The organism is Pontibacter mangrovi (assembly GCF_006385705.1).
In the GTDB taxonomy this organism is placed as follows: domain Bacteria; phylum Bacteroidota; class Bacteroidia; order Cytophagales; family Hymenobacteraceae; genus Pontibacter; species Pontibacter mangrovi.
In genome coordinates this window covers 72,439-88,428 of record NZ_VFRQ01000010.1, presented here as the reverse complement: position 1 = coordinate 88,428, position 15,990 = coordinate 72,439, and the positions used below count along the sequence as shown (strand labels likewise).

Here is a 15,990-nt window from a genome sequence, read left to right as displayed (position 1 = left end):
AAACTTAAAACAGGTAAATGGCGCCGCCAATGTTGTCGCGGCTGGCCCCCGTAACGCTACTGAGGCAATTGTGTTCGCCGCGCCAGCGCAGCACCCCCAGAAAGGCAAAGATCAGCGCCTCCTTAAACGACACTACCTCCGGGGCCGGCACCTCCACGTTATACTTTGACCCCAGCTGTTGCTGTATCTGCTCCACCAGGTAGCCGTTAAACGCGCCGCCGCCGGTGAGCAGTACATGGTGCTGCCCCTCGTGCAGCTGTGGCAGTGCCTGGCGCAGCTGTTGGGCTATGTGGTGGCAAACCGTGTGCAGCTTGTCGGCCACGGAGGCTGCGCTCTCCTCTATGCTCTTCAGGCTGTGCTCCAGTATCCACTCCTTGCCCAGCGACTTGGGCGCCGGGTCCAGGAAGTATGCCGGTCTGTTCAGGGCCTCCAGCAGCTGTGGCGCCAGCATACCGGAGCGGGCCAGCTCGCCGTTGTTATCATAGGGCTTGCCCACGCTGTTGGCCAGCGTGTTCAGCAGCATATTGCAGGCGCTTGTGTCGAAAGCCAGCCGCTTGCCGTTATGGGAGTAAGAAACATTGGCTATGCCTCCCAGGTTTATGCAGTAGTCATACTTGCCGAACAGCAGCGCATCGCCGATGGGCACCAGCGGAGCGCCCTGCCCGCCCAAGGCTATGTCGAGGGTGCGGAAGTCCGAGACAACCGGCAGCTGTGCGTGGGCGGCCAGGTAGGCGCCGTGGCCCAGCTGCAGCGAGATGTGTTTGCCGGGCTGGTGGAAAATGGTGTGGCCGTGGGAGGCAACAAAATCAGGGCGGATTCCGTGTTGTTGTACAAACTCATGAACCTGTTGGCCCATGAACCTGCCGAAGGCATGGTCCAGCTCCACCAGTTCCAGACCGCTGGCAGTCTCGGCATCCCGGAGGGAGTCAATTAGTTCATTAGTATATGTTAATGTAGTAGTATTCAGTATCTCATATATCCAATTATGAGATTTGTACGTAAATCTACAGTGTGCTATATCCAAGCCGTCGAGCGACGTCCCGGACATTAGCCCGATTACATGATAAGAAGTGTCCATTGGCCAAAAATACTAAAAGCACGGCAATGATATTCAGCCAAATAGTGCAGGCTTCGTATATATCTTATTATGAATAGGATTGAATAAATGAATTGTAGAAACTGTTAGGTATATTTTTAATTATGAAAAGTTTGTTGTCAAGAGTTGAATCGAAGAAGATAGATAAGGCGGCAGCCATGCTGAAGGTACTGGCACACCCCAAAAGACTGGCGATCGTGGATTTGCTTGGGAAGGAGGATAAATTAACTGTTACAGAGATTTATAAGCAGTTAGACCTGCCCCAGGCCATTGCATCGCAACACCTGATTACGCTGAAAGACAAGGGCGTGCTCTCGTCTTTTAAAGTGGGAACAAAGATTTATTATTCGCTGGCTATCCCGAAACTGATTGATGTAATCGACTGCCTGGAAGAGTGCTGTATTGATATATAAGCACGAGCCTGCACCCAAGTGCAGTATCAGGTTGCCAGTGGAAGAAACGGCTGAGGCCCCCGTTTGTCTCTAAAAGCAGAGATTTGCGGAGGCCTCAGCCGTTTTTTCACTAAATAAATTGTACTGTTTACTCAGATTTTTGGCCAGCCTCTTCCGGCTGATTCTCCAGGTTAAACAGGTCGTTGAGTAGGTCGATGAGTGTTTCAGCCTCACCGCGCTTGCAGGCAGCCTTTAGTTGCAGCACCGGCAGCTTTATAATTTTTTGCATCATTGATTTGGTGATGCTGTCTACCAACTTCGTTTCTTTCGGTCCCAGCTTCTTCATATAGCGGGCCATTTCCTCCTGGCGTATCGTCTCCAATGCGTTCTTCAGGCGGTGGATCGTCGGTGACACCATCATCTCCTTCGACCAGTCGTTGAACTGCTCTATAGACTCGGCAATAATCTCCTTTACCTTCGGTACTGAATTGATGCGGCGCTGCAAGGCCTCGGAAGCTTTGTTCTGGATGGTGTCGATGTTATACACCAGCACGCCCGGTATACTTTCCACTTCCGGCTCCACGCTGCGCGGCACCGATAAATCGATAAAGAACTTGAACGTGAGCACATCCAGCCGCTTCACCATCTCCTTGGTAAAGAAAGGCGTTTCGCGGGCTACGGAAGAAATAATCACATCGGCCTCCTTCATCCCCTGCACGATCCTCTCAAACGGCAGCACCTCCATCTGGCACTCCTCGGCCAGTGCTTTGGCTTTTGCCTGCGTGCGGTTAGAGATCTTTACGTTCTTAAAGCCTTGATCTTTCAGGTTGCGGCACACATCGGCCCCAATCTCGCCGAGGCCAACAACAAGTATACTTGGGTCTGTGATGTCGGCGGTAAGCTCCTCGATCAGCTCGATGGCGGCATACGAGGTAGAGGCGGCGCCATCTCTAAAAGAAGTCTCCTGCACCACGCGCTTGTTGGTGAAGAAGATGGTGTGCATCAGGCGGTGCAGGAACGGGCCGGCAGTCTCGTTGTCGGCGCTCCACTGGTAAGCCGTCTTCACCTGGTTCGAGATCTGCATATCGCCCACCACCTGCGACTCCAGCCCCATCGACACATCGAACAGGTGCTGCACGGCATCGTCGTGCTCTGTCAGGATAGTGAAGAAATCGAAATACTGAGAAATGTTCTCGATGCCCTTGGTGATACCCAAAAGCTTTACGATCTCAGCGCTGTGGTCTGTATCGGAATTATAGTATACTTCGGTGCGGTTGCAGGTAGATAGAACAAGAATATCAGAAGCCTGAATAAAGTTCTTGAGCGTTTGCAGGAAAAGCCTGCAGGAAGGTTCATCTAAGGCAATCAGCTCCCTGATATCCAGCGGCGCTTTCTTATACGACAGGCTGATTGCTTTAAAGTTCTGAAGCATAATAACGTGGGTTCTACTAAGGCGCAAAGTTAAAGCTCTAATTTTTAAAATGAAACTTACTTGCCCTCTATGTTTAATTTATACTAATTTCAAATAAATTACGTGTTTACTGCATGATTCCCATCTACTCCCAAAAGAACAGAATAAAGCTTGTTGTTGTTATCATTGCCCTCATCATCGGCGCCGCCACCATTACCTATACCAATATACTTGTAAGCAAGCTGTCGGAGCGGGAGCAGGAGCTGGTGCAGCTCTACGCCAAGGGCCTCCGCTACATGATCAACGCCCCCAGCGACGACAATATCGTGTTCATCGAGGAGGAGATCCTGTCATCCAACACTACTGTTCCTGTTATACTTACGGATGAGAAGGAAAACATACTTGATTCAAAGAACATCAATATCCCGGAAAACATTTCGGATAAGCCGGATAAAATAAACGAATACCTGCAGGGCGAGATAGAGAAGATGAAAGAGCAGCACGAGCCCATTGTGGTGCCGTGGGCGGAGGGCTCGGTGAACTATGTTTTTTACAAGGACTCTGAGCTGCTCTCGCAGCTGCGCTACTACCCGTACGTGCAGCTGATCGTGATCTCGTGCTTTGCGCTGGTGGCCTACTTCGCCTTCAGCTACTCGCGCCGCGCCGAGCAGAACCGGGTATGGGTGGGACTGGCCAAGGAAACGGCGCACCAGCTCGGCACGCCGCTCTCCTCACTAATGGCCTGGTATGAGTACATCAAGGCTAACCCCAAGTTCGAGAACGAGCCGATTTTGGAGGAGCTTGGCAAGGACGTGCGGCGGCTGGAGATCATCACGGAGCGTTTCTCTAACATTGGTTCGGTACCTACGCTGCGCGACGAGAACATCCTGCAGATCACGCAAAACGCCATCAATTACCTGCAGAACCGTATCTCGCGTAAAGTGGCCTTCAGCGTGGAGTCCACGTTCTCGCCGGACATTACGGCCAAGGTGAATGTCTCGCTCTACGACTGGGTGATCGAGAACATCTGTAAAAACGCCGTGGATGCCATGGAGGGCCGTGGAAGTATAGATATACAGCTGGTGCTGCTGGGCAAGAGCAGCATCGCCGTGGATATTACCGATACCGGCAAGGGCATCCCGAAAAGCAAGGTCGACTCGGTTTTCCTGCCGGGCTTCACTACCAAGAAACGCGGTTGGGGCCTCGGTCTGGCGCTGGCCAAGCGCATCATCGACAACTACCACGACGGCCGCCTCTACGTGAAATGGTCGGAGGTAGGCAAAGGCACCACTTTCCGGATCGTGCTGAATCGTTGATCAGAGTTAGAAAGTTAAAGAGGTTGGAGTCATGCCTAATCCAAGGTGCAGACAGAAATCATACTTAATCAGAAAAATCCCCTTAATCACTGGTCTGTGGAGGTTGTAAAGTATAGCGCAAAGTATAAACAGGCTTGGGATGCGTTTGTGCGGGCGTCGAAGAACGGCACCTTTCTGCTGCTGCGCGATTACATGGAGTATCATGCCGACAGGTTTACGGACCACTCGCTGCTGTTTTACCACAAAGGCAAGCTGGTGGCGTTGCTGCCTGTAAACGAGGTGGGGCTGGAGGTGCAGAGCCATGGTGGCCTGAGCTATGGCGGCTTCATTACAGACAAGCGCATGAAGGCGACGCTGATGCTGGAGGCGGTGCAGGCCATGAAATTATACTTCCGGGAGTTGGGCTTTAGAAGTATACTTTACAAAGCTATTCCGCACATCTATCACCAACTGCCTGCCGAGGAAGACCTGTACGCGCTGTTCCGAAACGGCGCCATGCTTTACCGCCGCGATGCCAGTGCTGTGGTGGAGATGGGAGGGGCTGTAAAGTATAGCAAAGACAGGAGATGGCGTTTATCGCAGGGGAAAAGAGCCACTTTGCAAGCTGGGCAATCAGAAAAGTATGCTGATTTTTTTGAGCTGGAAAAAGAGCTGCTCCAGGAAAAGTATGGCGCGGTGCCAACGCACACGGCGGAAGAGATGCAACTGCTGGCCTCGCGCTTTCCGGAAAATATCAAGCTTTACACTGCCACGGATGCTGGTGAATTGCTGGCCGGGGTGCTGGTTTACGAAACCCCTACCGTGGCACACGCACAGTACATCGCCACTTCTGCGCGCGGGCGCCACTTGCACGCGCTGGATGTGCTGCTAGACTGGCTGCTGACGGAAGTATACCCACATAAAAAGTACTTTAGCTTTGGCATCTCCACAGAAGAGCAAGGGCATTACCTGAACGAGGGGCTTATCCGGAACAAGGAGAGCTACGGTGCCCGCACCATTGTGCATGACTTTTACGAGCTTACGTTTTAGGCAAGTATAACCTACTCCATCTCCAACTGCCGCCCCTCTGTGGCGGCTTTATTATCCAGGTGCGTGCCAATGGCAATGCCAATGCCCATACCGATCGGGATACCGATGCCGAACAAGCCCATATTGTCCAGGAGAGAAGCGTAAGCGGCCCCAAAAGGCAGGCCAAGCCCAATGCCAATCGGCATCCACTGCTTCAGGTAATGCTTCTGCGGTACCAGTTTCAGCTCCTTCTCCACCAGCTTTAGTATAGCACCGGTTGTCTGCTCCACAGTGGTTGCAAAGTTCCCTGCCGCTCCGTCAGGCTCGTTTAGCCCCTCAACCAGCCGGGTAATTCTTTTAGCTGTCTCCTCGGGGATGTCTTTCGTGTTAAGGGCGTCGATCAGCTGCTGCAGCCGGTGCAAGGCGCTGGCGGCTTTCGGGGGCTGCAGCGAGCCGCTCTGTATCTCTGGAGTAGGGATCATTTTATTAATCTAAAACAGACGCTGTTGCAGGTACTGGCGCCTCCTCGTTCTTCTTGCCTAATACCCTGATGACGCCCCAAAGTATGGCGGCACCGATGCCGTATACCAGTGCCCAATGCACGCCCAGGGCCGACAGGTTGGTGCACACCAGGTTGCATACCAGCGCCACGGTTAGGGCGTACGGCAGCTGCGTCTTCACGTGGTCTATGTGGTTGCAACCGGAGGCCAGGGAGCTCAGGATGGTGGTGTCGGAGATAGGGGAGCAGTGGTCGCCGAAAACCGCGCCGGCCAGCACCACCGATATCACATTGTACATGATCGGCATAGTTTCTTCTACGCTGAAGCCCTGTTGCTGGCAAACATACCAGGCGGCCGGCATCATGAGGGGGTACAGGATGGCCATGGTGCCCCAGCTAGAACCGGTAGAGAACGCAATGGCTGCAGCCAGGAAGAAAGTGATCTCTGGCAGAAAGTAGGGCGACACGTTGCCAGACAGCAGCGAGGTAAGGTACTCTGCGGTGTACAGCTCCTGCGTAACAGCCGCCAGCGACCAGGCCAGCACAAGTATAAGTATGGCCGGCAGCATGGTTTTAAAGCCCACTACCAAAGATTCCATCGTTTCGCTGAGGCGCATGATGCCCTGGCTAATGGTGAGGGCTATGGCAACAATAACGCCGCCCAGAGAGGCCCAGATAAGCGCTGTGTAAGAGTTGGAGTCACCGATGGTGATGGAGAGCTTGCGAAGGAAGCCAATGCTGGCGTCAGCCCATACGTCGGGGCTGTAGCCGGTATAAAGCAGGCCCACGAGTGTGCCGCCAATAACGGTAAGCACGGGCAGCAGCGCGTTAACGGCGCGGGTGCGGGTGGCATCTATCGGCTCGAACTCTGCCATTTCCTGCTCTTGTTTCTGCTGCCCGGCGCGGTCCAGGCTGGCTGCGGTCACGGCACCGGTTTCGCGGGCCCTCACCTCGGCGTGGTGCATCGCGGCATAATCCCGGTTCATCAGAATCAGCATCAGCATAAAAATTAGCGTCAGCACTGGGTAATACGCATACTCCAGCGAGTGGAAGAAGAGGGAATACGCCCCCTCCTGAATGCCGAGCTTAACGGCGGCATCTTTTATGTAGCCCAATTCTGCGCCTATCCAGGTCGTTACAAAGGCAATGGCGGCAACGGGCGCGGCAGTGCTGTCCACCAGGTAAGCCAGTTTTTCGCGCGATACCCGGTGCCCGTCTGTAACAGGGCGCATGGTGTTGCCCACGATCAGGGTGTTGGCATAGTCATCGAAAAAGATGGCCACGCCCAGCACCCACGTTACCAGCTGAGAGCTTTTGGCTGATTTAGCATAGCGCGAGAGTAGGTTTACCACCCCGGCCATGCCTCCGTTTTTGGAGATGATGGCCACCATGCCCCCGATCAGCATCGAGAAAATAATAACGGAAACGTGGTCGCTGTCGGTGAGGGCCTCCATCAGAAAGGTATCGCCGACGGCGAGCAGGCCCGTGAACAGCGACTTTGCCGAAAGCCCGTAGATGACGAAGCCGCCTACCCAGATGCCGGCGAAAAGCGCCAGCAGCACCTCCCGGAAAATAAGCGCCAGCACGATGGCGATCAGCGGCGGAAGGATGGATAGCCACATCGGGAACTCCTCCACCCCGCGCTGCTCTTCCGGGTTCAGTTGGTAGAGGCGGGCAAGGGTATGGGTGCCGAGGTTAGCGCTCACCTGCACCAGCTCGGCCCTTTCGGCCAGCGAGAAAACGGTCTCGCCCTCGGTAAAGGAGGCATCTTGGAGCTCGCCGTTTATGCGTAGGGGCATGGTGCCGCTATACTTTATCAGGTTGCCGGCTTCGGTTACAGTGCGCAGGGTAAAGGCAGTGTCGTTAATGGCCTGTAGCTGCAGTTCTTCTATCTCGTTTTTGGAAACCAGGTCTTGCGCCATGGCTTGTGCAGAAAACAGGAGGAGCAGCAGTAGGCTCAGGAGGGGCTTGTAAAGCTTCATTCAGATTGTTCGCGGGTTTTTGAAACTCCCTAAGATAGAAAAGAATCAGGAAACATAGAAATGTTTGTATGCTGCAGCGCCAGCCAAAAGCCGAAAACAGGCGTGGCAGGCGTAGGGCTTTGCGCTTGCTGCAGGGTTACCTGGCCCGGTTTACGATAAACACGCCCAACAGGATAACCACCATGCCTACGTAATGCCACAGGTGTATGGTTTCACCGTCGAGTACGCCCCACATCAGCGCCACAACGGGTATGAGGTAGGTGGTGGAGCTGGCAAAGAGGGTGGTGGAAATGTGGATGAGCTTGTTGAAAAGCACCAAGGCAATAGCGGTGCTGAACACGGCCAGTATGGCGATGTACATCAGCGCCTCCCAGGCCCCCGGCTCATGCTGCAATTTGAAGAAAAAGTCGGTGGTGAGCAGGTAGGCCAGCGCAATTGGCCCCACCGTAAGCAGCGCCAGGCTGGAGATGGCAATGGCCTTCATGCTGTGCAGGCGGTGCTTGATGATGTTGGCGCTGATGCCGTAGAAAATGGTGGCCAGCACAATGTACAGGCCATAGTACATGTTGTTGAGTTCGGCGTTGCCGTTGCCGGTGAAGATAAGTATGACTGTGCCCGCAATACCGATCACGATGCCGAGCATGCGCATCCAGGTAATGGACTGGCTGAAAAGTAAGGCGCCCATAACAAGCGTAAACAGTGCCGTAAGCGAGTTAAGCACACCCGCCAGTCCGCTGGCCAGGCGCGTTTCGGCAATGGCAAACAGGAAAGCGGGGAAGAAGTTGCCCAGCAGGCCGCTGCCCATCAGGAATTTCCAGCGGCTGGGCTCTACCTTGCGCAGGTTCCGGATGGCAAACGGCAGCAGCGCGGCGCTGGCAATCACCATCCGCAGCGCCCCCAGCTCATCCGAAGAATAAACTACCAGCCCCTTTTTGATAAGTATGAACGAGGTGCCCCAGATCAGGGCAAGTATAACCACCAGCACCCAGGCCAACGCCGGGGTAGCGGTTTCTTGTGCAGCGGGGGTAGTAGTGGTTTTGATGAGTTAGGGGATTTAGGAGTTGAAGAGTTTGAAAGTTTCTGCAAAAATAAAGAGTTGGAACGTCAGATTTGTTTATCTAATGCTCCAACTCCTGAAATTATTTTGTCGCTGCCGCAAGTATAAAAACGCAAAGTATTGCGTCTCTACAACCCCGTCTTTTCTACCTTTCTACTTCTTTACCTTTCTACCTCCTCATAGCTCATCGTCTGAGCGATCTCATCCAGCGTGTCGTAGATTTCCTGGATGTCTTCGGACTGCACCAGTTTCATGCGCAGCGGCTTGAAGTGCGGCAGGCCGCGGAAGTAGTTGGTGTAGTGGCGGCGCATCTCGAAAATACCCAGCTTATCGCCCTTCCACTCCAGCGAGTGGGTAAAGTGCTGGCGGCATACTTCCACGCGCTCCTCCAAGGTTGGCCCCGGCAACACCTCACCGGTTTTCATATAATGTTTGATCTCGTTGAAGATCCACGGGTAGCCGATGCTGGCGCGGCCGATCATGATGCCGTCCACGCCATACTTGTTGCGGTACTCCAGCGCCTTCTGCGGCGAGTCGATATCGCCGTTGCCGAAGATCGGGATGTGCATGCGCGGGTTGTTCTTCACCTCCGCGATCAGGCTCCAGTCGGCCTCGCCTTTATACATCTGCACGCGCGTGCGGCCATGTATGCTCAGAGCTTTTATGCCGATGTCCTGCAGGCGCTCGGCCGTCTCCACGATATACTTGGTGTCTTCGTCCCAACCGAGGCGGGTTTTCACGGTAACCGGCAGGTCGGTGGCCTTCACAATCTCCTCGGTCATCTTTACCATCTTCGGGATATCGCGCAGCAGGGCCGCGCCCGCTCCCTTGCAGGCCACGTTCTTCACCGGGCAGCCATAGTTGATGTCGATCAGGTCCGGGCCGGCCTGGGCCGACACGATGGCCGCCTCGCGCATCGACTCAATATCAGAGCCGAAGATCTGGATGCCGATAGGGCGCTCGTAATCGAAAATGTCGAGTTTTTGCACACTTTTGGCGGCGTCACGTATCAAACCCTCAGAGGAGATAAATTCTGTGTACATCAGGTCGGCACCGTTGGCCTTGCATACTTTGCGGAACGGCGGATCACTCACGTCCTCCATCGGTGCCAGCAGCAACGGAAACTCCCCTAACGCTATGTTAGCAATCTTTACCAAAGCAAAATTTAATTATTCGCGTAAATTTACGCCAATTAAACCTAATTCTCCCTATGAAAGGTTTCATCTCGAAAGATCTGCACCCAAGTTGGGTATTGCTACTGCTGATAGTGTACATGGCGGGCGGCTATTTTGTGGCCATGTTTGTGGTAGGCCTGCTGGCTAATTGGATCTTTGGCGTAGGGCTGATAGAGCTGGCGAATGTGGCCGCCAACCCCGCCGCCCACCCGCAAGGGCCTGGCGTGATGCTGCTGCTGCAGGGCGTGCTGCAGTTCTTCGCTTTTATTGTGGCCCCGGCCATTCTGCTGCGCTCGCTCAACTATAGGCTGGATGAGTACCTGAACTGGAAAGTGCCGTCTCCGTGGCTGCTGGTGCTGCTCAGCGGCCTGCTGGTCGTGGCGATCATGCCGGCCAACTCCGTTATCATCAGCTGGAACGCCAACATGAACTTCCCCGACTTTATGAACGGCTTTGAGCAATGGGCGCGGGCGCAGGAGGAGCAGCTGGCCGAGCTCACAAAGCTTATCACGCAGTTTGGCACGGTGCCGGAGCTGCTGGTGGGGCTGGTGGTGTTTGCGCTGATCCCGGCGGTAGGCGAGGAACTGGTGTTCCGGGGCATTGCGCAGCGGCAGATCTTCCGCTGGTTCGGCAACATACACGTAGCCATCTGGGTGACGGGTATCATCTTTGCCGCCATCCACGTGCAGTTCTTCGGGTTTTTGCCAAGGGCCATACTTGGAGCGCTGTTCGGATATTTATACTTTTGGTCTGGCCGCCTGATCGTGCCCATCGTGGCGCACTTCGTGAACAACGGCTTTACGGTGTTTATGCTGTACCTGCAGCAAACAGGCTCCATCAACGCCGACATTGAGAGCACTGAGGCCATGCCGTGGTACAGTATTTTGCTGTCGGTGGTGATAAGCGCAGCCATTTTATACTTTTTGCACCAGGCCTTTGCTCGCCAACCACTGCGGCAGCAACTTGTGGCCGATGAAGTAGAAGAGCAACTGTAAACAGACCCTTAAACCCTAACACCCGTCGCCCTATCCGGCGCAAGCCCACTGCATGAGTAACAAACTATCAACGCTGAGTAATTTAAACCAACGGATTATTGTAGGGGTGCTGGGCGCCGCCGTGTTTATTGGCGGCATCTGGTTTAGCGAGTGGACATACTTTCTGCTGTTCCTGGGGCTCACGCTGCTGGGGATCTCCGAGTTTTATACCCTGGTAGGCGTGCAGGGCATGCGCCCTAACCGGCCGCTGGGGCTTATCCTTGGCGCGGTGTTTTATACTTCTATGTTTTTGGTGCAGAAAAGGATGGCGGCCAGTGAGCTGCTGTACCTGTCGCTGCCGCTGCCGTTTGTGGTGATCATAGCGGAGATGTACCGCAAAAAGCCCCAGCCTTTCACCAACATCGCCTTTACCATCTTGGGCGCCCTGTACATTGCCGGGCCTTTTGGCATGCTGCACCTGCTGGGCTACTTTGGCGAGGAGTATAGCTGGCAACCCATACTTGGGCTGATGCTGCTGATCTGGGCTTCCGACACAGGGGCGTACATTTTCGGGAAGAACTTTGGCAAGCACAAGCTGTTCGAGCGTATCTCGCCGGGCAAGACCTGGGAGGGCTGGGCAGGCGGCGCGCTGCTAACCATACTTGTCGGCTACGGCCTGTCTTACCTGTTCCCGGACCTGGAGGCCTACCAATGGATAGGCATTGCGGTGATCGTGGGCGTGGTAGGGGTGCTGGGCGATTTGTCGGAGTCGCTGCTGAAGCGCAGCCTGGGCGTAAAAGACTCGGGTACACTGCTTCCGGGGCACGGCGGCCTGCTCGACCGTTTCGACAGCCTTTTAATGGTTATTCCGTTTGTGGTTGCCTTTCTTCAGATCTTCTAAAAAAATTGTAGCCTGCCCGTAGGAGGTTGTAACTATAATTCTCAACTTTGCCGCGAAATATATCACTGATTGATTACTCACCAATAAATTTAAGAGTAGATGATGTTATACAAAGAGCCAGCTCCGATCAAGGATAAGGAAAACCCTTTCGAGTCGATGATGTCGCGTTTCAATATTGCGGCGGAGGTGCTGGGGTTGGATGAGGAAGTATACAACGTGCTGAAGTCTCCAACGCGTCAGGTAATCGTGAACGTGCCCGTGACCATGGACGACGGTAAGGTGCGTGTGTTCGAGGGATACCGCGTAATTCACTCCACTATCCTGGGCCCGTCTAAGGGTGGTGTACGCTACGCTCCGGATGTGTTTCTGGACGAGGTGAAGGCCCTGGCCGCCTGGATGACCTGGAAGTGCGCCGTGGTGGATATACCGTACGGTGGTGCCAAGGGCGGCATCATCTGCGACCCATATTCTATGTCGGCCGGTGAGATAGAACGCTTGACGAGGGCCTATACTTCCTCACTGGTGGATATCTTCGGCCCGGACCGCGACATTCCGGCACCGGACATGGGCACCGGACCGCGCGAGATGGCCTGGCTGATGGACGAATACTCTAAGACAAAAGGCTCTACAGAGCATGCCGTGGTAACAGGCAAGCCGCTGGTGCTGGGCGGCTCGCTGGGCCGCGTAGAGGCAACAGGCCGTGGCGTAATGGTATCGGCGATGGCTGCGATGGAAAAACTGGGCATGGACCCGTCTAAGTCTACAGCCGCGGTGCAGGGCTTTGGCAACGTGGGTGCCTGGGCAGCCAAGCTAATGGCAGAGCGCGGCGTGAAGATACTGGGCGTAAGCGACGTGAGCGGCGCTTACTGGAACGACAACGGCATCGACATTGAAGAGGCCATTGAGTATAAAAACGCGCACAACGGCCGCCTGGAAGGCTTCAAAGGCGCTGAGCTGATGGACGACCCAAGCGAGCTGCTAACCTCTAAAGTGGATGTGCTGGTGCCAGCTGCCGTAGAGGACGTGATCACGATCCACAACGTGGATAAGATCCAGGCCCGCCTGATTGTGGAAGGTGCCAACGGCCCGACTTCTTACAAAGCCGATAATATCATCAACGAAAAAGGCATCATGGTGGTGCCGGACATCCTGGCCAACTCGGGAGGCGTAACGGTGTCATACTTTGAGTGGGTGCAAAACCGCATGGGCTTTAAATGGACGCTGGAGCGCGTAAACGAGCGTGCCGAGCGCATCATGAACGAAGCCTTCGAGCGTGTGTATGCCGCTTCGCAGAAGTATAACGTGCCGATGCGTATTGCCGCCTACATCGTGGCCATCGACAAAGTAGCCATGACGTATAAGTACCGCGGTGGCTTCTAAGAGATAAGTTTTTTAGAAGAATAACCGAAAGTTTACATATTTTTGAAGCAGGTTTAGCCCATCCACGTAACTGGATGGGCTTTTATGAGTTTAAAGTACCTGCGGCAAACACAAAACAGAATGAAGATTCACAAGGAAGGACGGAAGATATTATTTTTTACATTGCTAGCGCTTGTAGTGCTGAACCTGTTGCTCTACAACTTTAATGCAGAGAATAGTACCTTTAACAAAATTTTCTCAGCTGTATCAGCCGTTCTTTTTTTGTTGATCCTGCAGTTTTTCCGGAGCCCTTACCGCACGCTGCTGCTGCACGATGACCTGGTGATTGCCCCGGCCGACGGCAAGGTGGTGGTGATTGAGGAAGTGGAGGAGCCGGAGTACTTCAAGGACAAGCGCAAGCAGATCTCCATCTTCATGTCGCCGATAAACGTGCACATCACGCGCAACCCCGTGTCCGGCATTGTAAAGTATTTCAAGTATCACCCGGGCAATTATTTTGTGGCCTGGCACCCTAAGTCGAGCACGCAGAACGAGCGCACGACCGTGGTGGTGGAGTCTACGGCTGGCCCGGAGGTGCTTTTCCGCCAGATTGCCGGCGCCATGGCGCGCCGCATTGTGTGGTATGTAAACGAAGGCGATGAAGTGAGCCAGGGCGAGGAGTTTGGCTTTATCAAATTCGGCTCGCGCGTTGATATTTTTGTGCCACTGGATACAGAAATAAAGGTCGAGCTTGGGCAGAAGACAAAAGGCGGGCAAACTGTTATCGCCCAGCTAAAAACGCCACCGCCGACCTTGTTTGGGTAAGTTTTTGAAGATGCTAGATTCTAGACTTTAGATATTAGACAATAGAAACGAAAAGGCCGCTGCAATTTATACTTGCAGCGGCCTTTTTGTCTAAATCAGGATTTGTAGAGACGCAATACGTTGCGTCTCTTTTGGCCTGCTGCAAGTTTAGCGAAGCGTAAATGTGGCTAAGTATGGCAGTAGTTTTCAACTGCTTTGCTTTAAAAAGCAAGTTTAAAAGGCTCCGGCTATACTTTATCCTCTGGCAATAGTCTGCAAAGTATAAATCTGCTAACGTATACTTTTCTGCTCACGCATAAAGCAAATTACAAACTTGCCCCATGTATAGCCACATTTACGCTTCGCTAAACTTGCGGCAGGAATACTGATAACGAAATCAAAACCAGCTCTCCACCAGCTTCATCAGCTGCTCCAGGTACTTTTGGTCCACCTCGTCGAAGTCATTCAGTTTGTCGCTGTCCACGTCCAGTACCAGTTTTACCTCGCCGTCTTTCATAGCTGGCAGTACGATCTCCGACTTAGAGTCGCTGCTGCAGGCGATGTGGCCCGGGAAGGCCTCCACGTCCGGCACAAGTATGGTTTTTTGCTGGGTGTAGCAGGCGCCGCAAACGCCCTTGTGGTACGGGATGCGTGTGCAGGCAATCGGCCCCTGGAACGGACCCAGCACCAGCTGCCCCTCCTTGTTAAAGTATACGCCAACCCAAAAGAAGCCCATACCCTGACGCAACGCGGCCACCAGGTTCGAGATGTTCGCGATCAGGTCGGTTTCGCCGGCAGTCAGAGCTTCTATCTGCGGCAGCAGCGCTTTATACTTTTCTTCTTTGCTGAGGTCTGTATCTATGATTAAGGATTCGGCCATGTTTTTATTTTGAATGAGTGAATGTGCTAATTGTTTAATATGCTAACGCTGATGCATGAATGTATTCAAACGAATAACCATTAACGAACAACTAACGCCGGTAGTGCAACAGCTGGTCTGCGCATAAGGTTTGTATACTTTGCAGCTGTCCGTATGCCATACCGGGCGCTTTAATGCCGGCCGGAAGTGTTTTATGCAGATTCTTGAACACCAGAGCCTCATCCCAGAGGTTGGCCTGCAGCAGGCTCTCCAGCAGAAACGTGCCCCCCTCCACCATTACCGACAGCACGTTGCGGCGGTGCAGGTCCTCCATGATCTGCGGAAGTATGGGTTCGTCCTCCCGTAGCTGCACAAAGTATAAATTGTCCCGATCTTCCTGATGCTTGTAAGTATAAACCACCGTTGGCTGGCTTCCGTCGAAGAGGTGCAGGTGCGGGGGCAGCAGCAGTTGCTTGTCTATTACCAGGCGCAGCGGGTTTTGGCCGCTCCACAGGCGCGTGTTCAGGCGCGGGTTATCATACAAAGCGGTGCGGCTACCCACCAGTATAGCTTGCTCCTCAGAGCGCCACTTGTGCACCAGCCGCTGCGCCAGCTTTCCGCTGATCTGCTCCTGTTGGTAATTGGCCGCCGCTATAAAACCGTCTGCCGTCTCGGCCCACTTTAAAAGTATGAACGGCCGCTTTCTAGTATGAAACGTGAAGAAACGCTTGTTCAGCTCCAGCCCTTCCTCCTCCAGCACACCCACCTTTACCTGGGCTCCGGTTTCAAAAAGTTTTTTGATGCCACGGCCAGCCACGAGCGGGTTCGGATCGGTGTTGCAGATCACCACATCCTTCACACCATGGCTGATGAGCAGGTCGGCGCAGGGCGGGGTTTTGCCGTAGTGCGAGCAGGGCTCCAGCGTTACGTACACACGGCTTTGGGGCAGCAGGCGCTTGTCCTCCACGGCGGCAATGGCATTCACTTCGGCATGCGGGCCGCCATACTTCTGGTGCCAGCCCTCGCCGATAATCTGCCCCTCGTGCACCACCACACAGCCCACCATCGGGTTCGGGGAAGTATAGCCGCTGCCTAGCCGGGCCAGCTCCAGTGCGCGTCGCATGTATCGTTCGTCAGACATGGTCAGAGTTAGAGAG

The 15,990-nt window shown here is 54.0% G+C and carries 15 protein-coding genes; 7 read left to right on the top strand and 8 right to left on the bottom strand.

Annotated features, from left to right (window positions below; all coding sequences use genetic code 11):
• Window positions 1–4: 4 nt before the first annotated feature.
• Window positions 5–1,078, bottom strand: coding sequence for an anhydro-N-acetylmuramic acid kinase (locus FJM65_RS16860; protein ID WP_140622804.1), 1,074 nt, complete (start codon window positions 1,076–1,078; stop codon window positions 5–7).
• Between the two features lie 122 nt (window positions 1,079–1,200).
• Between FJM65_RS16860 and FJM65_RS16855 the strand changes: the two genes are divergently transcribed.
• Window positions 1,201–1,509 carry an ArsR/SmtB family transcription factor gene (locus tag FJM65_RS16855; RefSeq protein WP_140622803.1) on the top strand — a complete coding sequence of 103 codons (309 nt, stop codon included), beginning with the start codon at window positions 1,201–1,203 and terminating at the stop codon, window positions 1,507–1,509.
• A gap of 127 nt (window positions 1,510–1,636) precedes the next feature.
• Here FJM65_RS16855 and hemA read toward each other — a convergent pair whose 3' ends face one another.
• The gene (gene hemA, locus FJM65_RS16850; protein ID WP_140622801.1) at window positions 1,637–2,920 is read right to left on the bottom strand and encodes a glutamyl-tRNA reductase; all 1,284 of its coding nucleotides are present in this window, start codon (window positions 2,918–2,920) and stop codon (window positions 1,637–1,639) included.
• Window positions 2,921–3,033: 113 nt separating this feature from the next.
• Here hemA and FJM65_RS16845 point away from each other — a divergent pair, with 113 nt between their 5' ends.
• Both FJM65_RS16845 and FJM65_RS16840 read left to right on the top strand, forming a co-directional pair.
• Window positions 3,034–4,215, top strand: coding sequence for a sensor histidine kinase (locus FJM65_RS16845; RefSeq protein ID WP_140622799.1), 1,182 nt, complete (start codon window positions 3,034–3,036; stop codon window positions 4,213–4,215).
• Window positions 4,216–4,260: 45 nt separating this feature from the next.
• A complete protein-coding gene (locus FJM65_RS16840) occupies window positions 4,261–5,244 on the top strand; it encodes a GNAT family N-acetyltransferase (protein WP_239022995.1) in 984 nt (327 codons plus the stop codon).
• A gap of 11 nt (window positions 5,245–5,255) precedes the next feature.
• On the opposite strand, the gene FJM65_RS16835 is transcribed toward FJM65_RS16840, so the two are convergent.
• The 4 genes from FJM65_RS16835 to dusB form a co-directional block, all read right to left on the bottom strand.
• Entirely contained in the window at window positions 5,256–5,705 is a 450-nt protein-coding gene (locus tag FJM65_RS16835; protein WP_140622797.1) for a hypothetical protein, read from the bottom strand.
• 4 nt (window positions 5,706–5,709) lie between these two features.
• A complete protein-coding gene (locus tag FJM65_RS16830) occupies window positions 5,710–7,704 on the bottom strand; it encodes a Na+/H+ antiporter NhaC family protein (RefSeq protein ID WP_181163756.1) in 1,995 nt (664 codons plus the stop codon).
• A gap of 136 nt (window positions 7,705–7,840) precedes the next feature.
• Window positions 7,841–8,689: a DMT family transporter gene (locus tag FJM65_RS16825; protein ID WP_239022999.1), complete on the bottom strand. Its 849-nt coding sequence runs from the start codon at window positions 8,687–8,689 to the stop codon at window positions 7,841–7,843.
• Window positions 8,690–8,922: 233 nt separating this feature from the next.
• Complete coding sequence (gene dusB / locus FJM65_RS16820) at window positions 8,923–9,918, bottom strand: tRNA dihydrouridine synthase DusB (protein ID WP_140622793.1); 996 nt, start codon at window positions 9,916–9,918, stop codon at window positions 8,923–8,925.
• A 53-nt stretch (window positions 9,919–9,971) separates the two neighbouring features.
• On the opposite strand from dusB, the gene FJM65_RS16815 reads away from it, so the two are divergent.
• The 4 genes from FJM65_RS16815 (at window position 9,972) to FJM65_RS16800 (ending at window position 13,995) form a co-directional block, all read left to right on the top strand.
• A complete protein-coding gene (locus FJM65_RS16815) occupies window positions 9,972–10,931 on the top strand; it encodes a CPBP family intramembrane glutamic endopeptidase (protein WP_140622791.1) in 960 nt (319 codons plus the stop codon).
• Between the two features lie 52 nt (window positions 10,932–10,983).
• On the top strand, window positions 10,984–11,811 hold the full coding sequence (locus FJM65_RS16810; protein ID WP_239022994.1) for a phosphatidate cytidylyltransferase: 828 nt from the start codon (window positions 10,984–10,986) through the stop codon (window positions 11,809–11,811).
• A 102-nt stretch (window positions 11,812–11,913) separates the two neighbouring features.
• Window positions 11,914–13,191, top strand: a complete 1,278-nt coding sequence (locus FJM65_RS16805; protein WP_140622920.1) for a Glu/Leu/Phe/Val family dehydrogenase — start codon at window positions 11,914–11,916, stop codon at window positions 13,189–13,191.
• 120 nt (window positions 13,192–13,311) lie between these two features.
• Window positions 13,312–13,995, top strand: coding sequence for a phosphatidylserine decarboxylase family protein (locus FJM65_RS16800; protein WP_140622789.1), 684 nt, complete (start codon window positions 13,312–13,314; stop codon window positions 13,993–13,995).
• A 376-nt stretch (window positions 13,996–14,371) separates the two neighbouring features.
• On the opposite strand, the gene FJM65_RS16795 is transcribed toward FJM65_RS16800, so the two are convergent.
• Window positions 14,372–14,854, bottom strand: coding sequence for a GAF domain-containing protein (locus FJM65_RS16795; RefSeq protein ID WP_140622787.1), 483 nt, complete (start codon window positions 14,852–14,854; stop codon window positions 14,372–14,374).
• 91 nt (window positions 14,855–14,945) lie between these two features.
• Window positions 14,946–15,974: a bifunctional diaminohydroxyphosphoribosylaminopyrimidine deaminase/5-amino-6-(5-phosphoribosylamino)uracil reductase RibD gene (gene ribD, locus FJM65_RS16790; RefSeq protein ID WP_140622785.1), complete on the bottom strand. Its 1,029-nt coding sequence runs from the start codon at window positions 15,972–15,974 to the stop codon at window positions 14,946–14,948.
• Between the last annotated feature and the right edge of the window lie 16 nt (window positions 15,975–15,990).

Excerpts from the sequence above, each read along its gene's own strand:
- FJM65_RS16805 (WP_140622920.1), top strand. The coding sequence starts at position 11,914 with ATGTTATACAAAGAGCCAGCTCCGATCAAGGATAAGGAAAACCCTTTC.
- FJM65_RS16815 (WP_140622791.1), top strand. The coding sequence starts at position 9,972 with ATGAAAGGTTTCATCTCGAAAGATCTGCACCCAAGTTGGGTATTGCTA.
- FJM65_RS16860 (WP_140622804.1), bottom strand. The coding sequence starts at position 1,078 with ATGGACACTTCTTATCATGTAATCGGGCTAATGTCCGGGACGTCGCTC.
- FJM65_RS16800 (WP_140622789.1), top strand. The coding sequence starts at position 13,312 with ATGAAGATTCACAAGGAAGGACGGAAGATATTATTTTTTACATTGCTA.
- hemA (WP_140622801.1), bottom strand. The coding sequence starts at position 2,920 with ATGCTTCAGAACTTTAAAGCAATCAGCCTGTCGTATAAGAAAGCGCCG.
- FJM65_RS16835 (WP_140622797.1), bottom strand. The coding sequence starts at position 5,705 with ATGATCCCTACTCCAGAGATACAGAGCGGCTCGCTGCAGCCCCCGAAA.
- FJM65_RS16795 (WP_140622787.1), bottom strand. The coding sequence starts at position 14,854 with ATGGCCGAATCCTTAATCATAGATACAGACCTCAGCAAAGAAGAAAAG.
- FJM65_RS16845 (WP_140622799.1), top strand. The coding sequence starts at position 3,034 with ATGATTCCCATCTACTCCCAAAAGAACAGAATAAAGCTTGTTGTTGTT.
- FJM65_RS16830 (WP_181163756.1), bottom strand. The coding sequence starts at position 7,704 with ATGAAGCTTTACAAGCCCCTCCTGAGCCTACTGCTGCTCCTCCTGTTT.
- FJM65_RS16810 (WP_239022994.1), top strand. The coding sequence starts at position 10,984 with ATGAGTAACAAACTATCAACGCTGAGTAATTTAAACCAACGGATTATT.
- ribD (WP_140622785.1), bottom strand. The coding sequence starts at position 15,974 with ATGTCTGACGAACGATACATGCGACGCGCACTGGAGCTGGCCCGGCTA.
- FJM65_RS16855 (WP_140622803.1), top strand. The coding sequence starts at position 1,201 with ATGAAAAGTTTGTTGTCAAGAGTTGAATCGAAGAAGATAGATAAGGCG.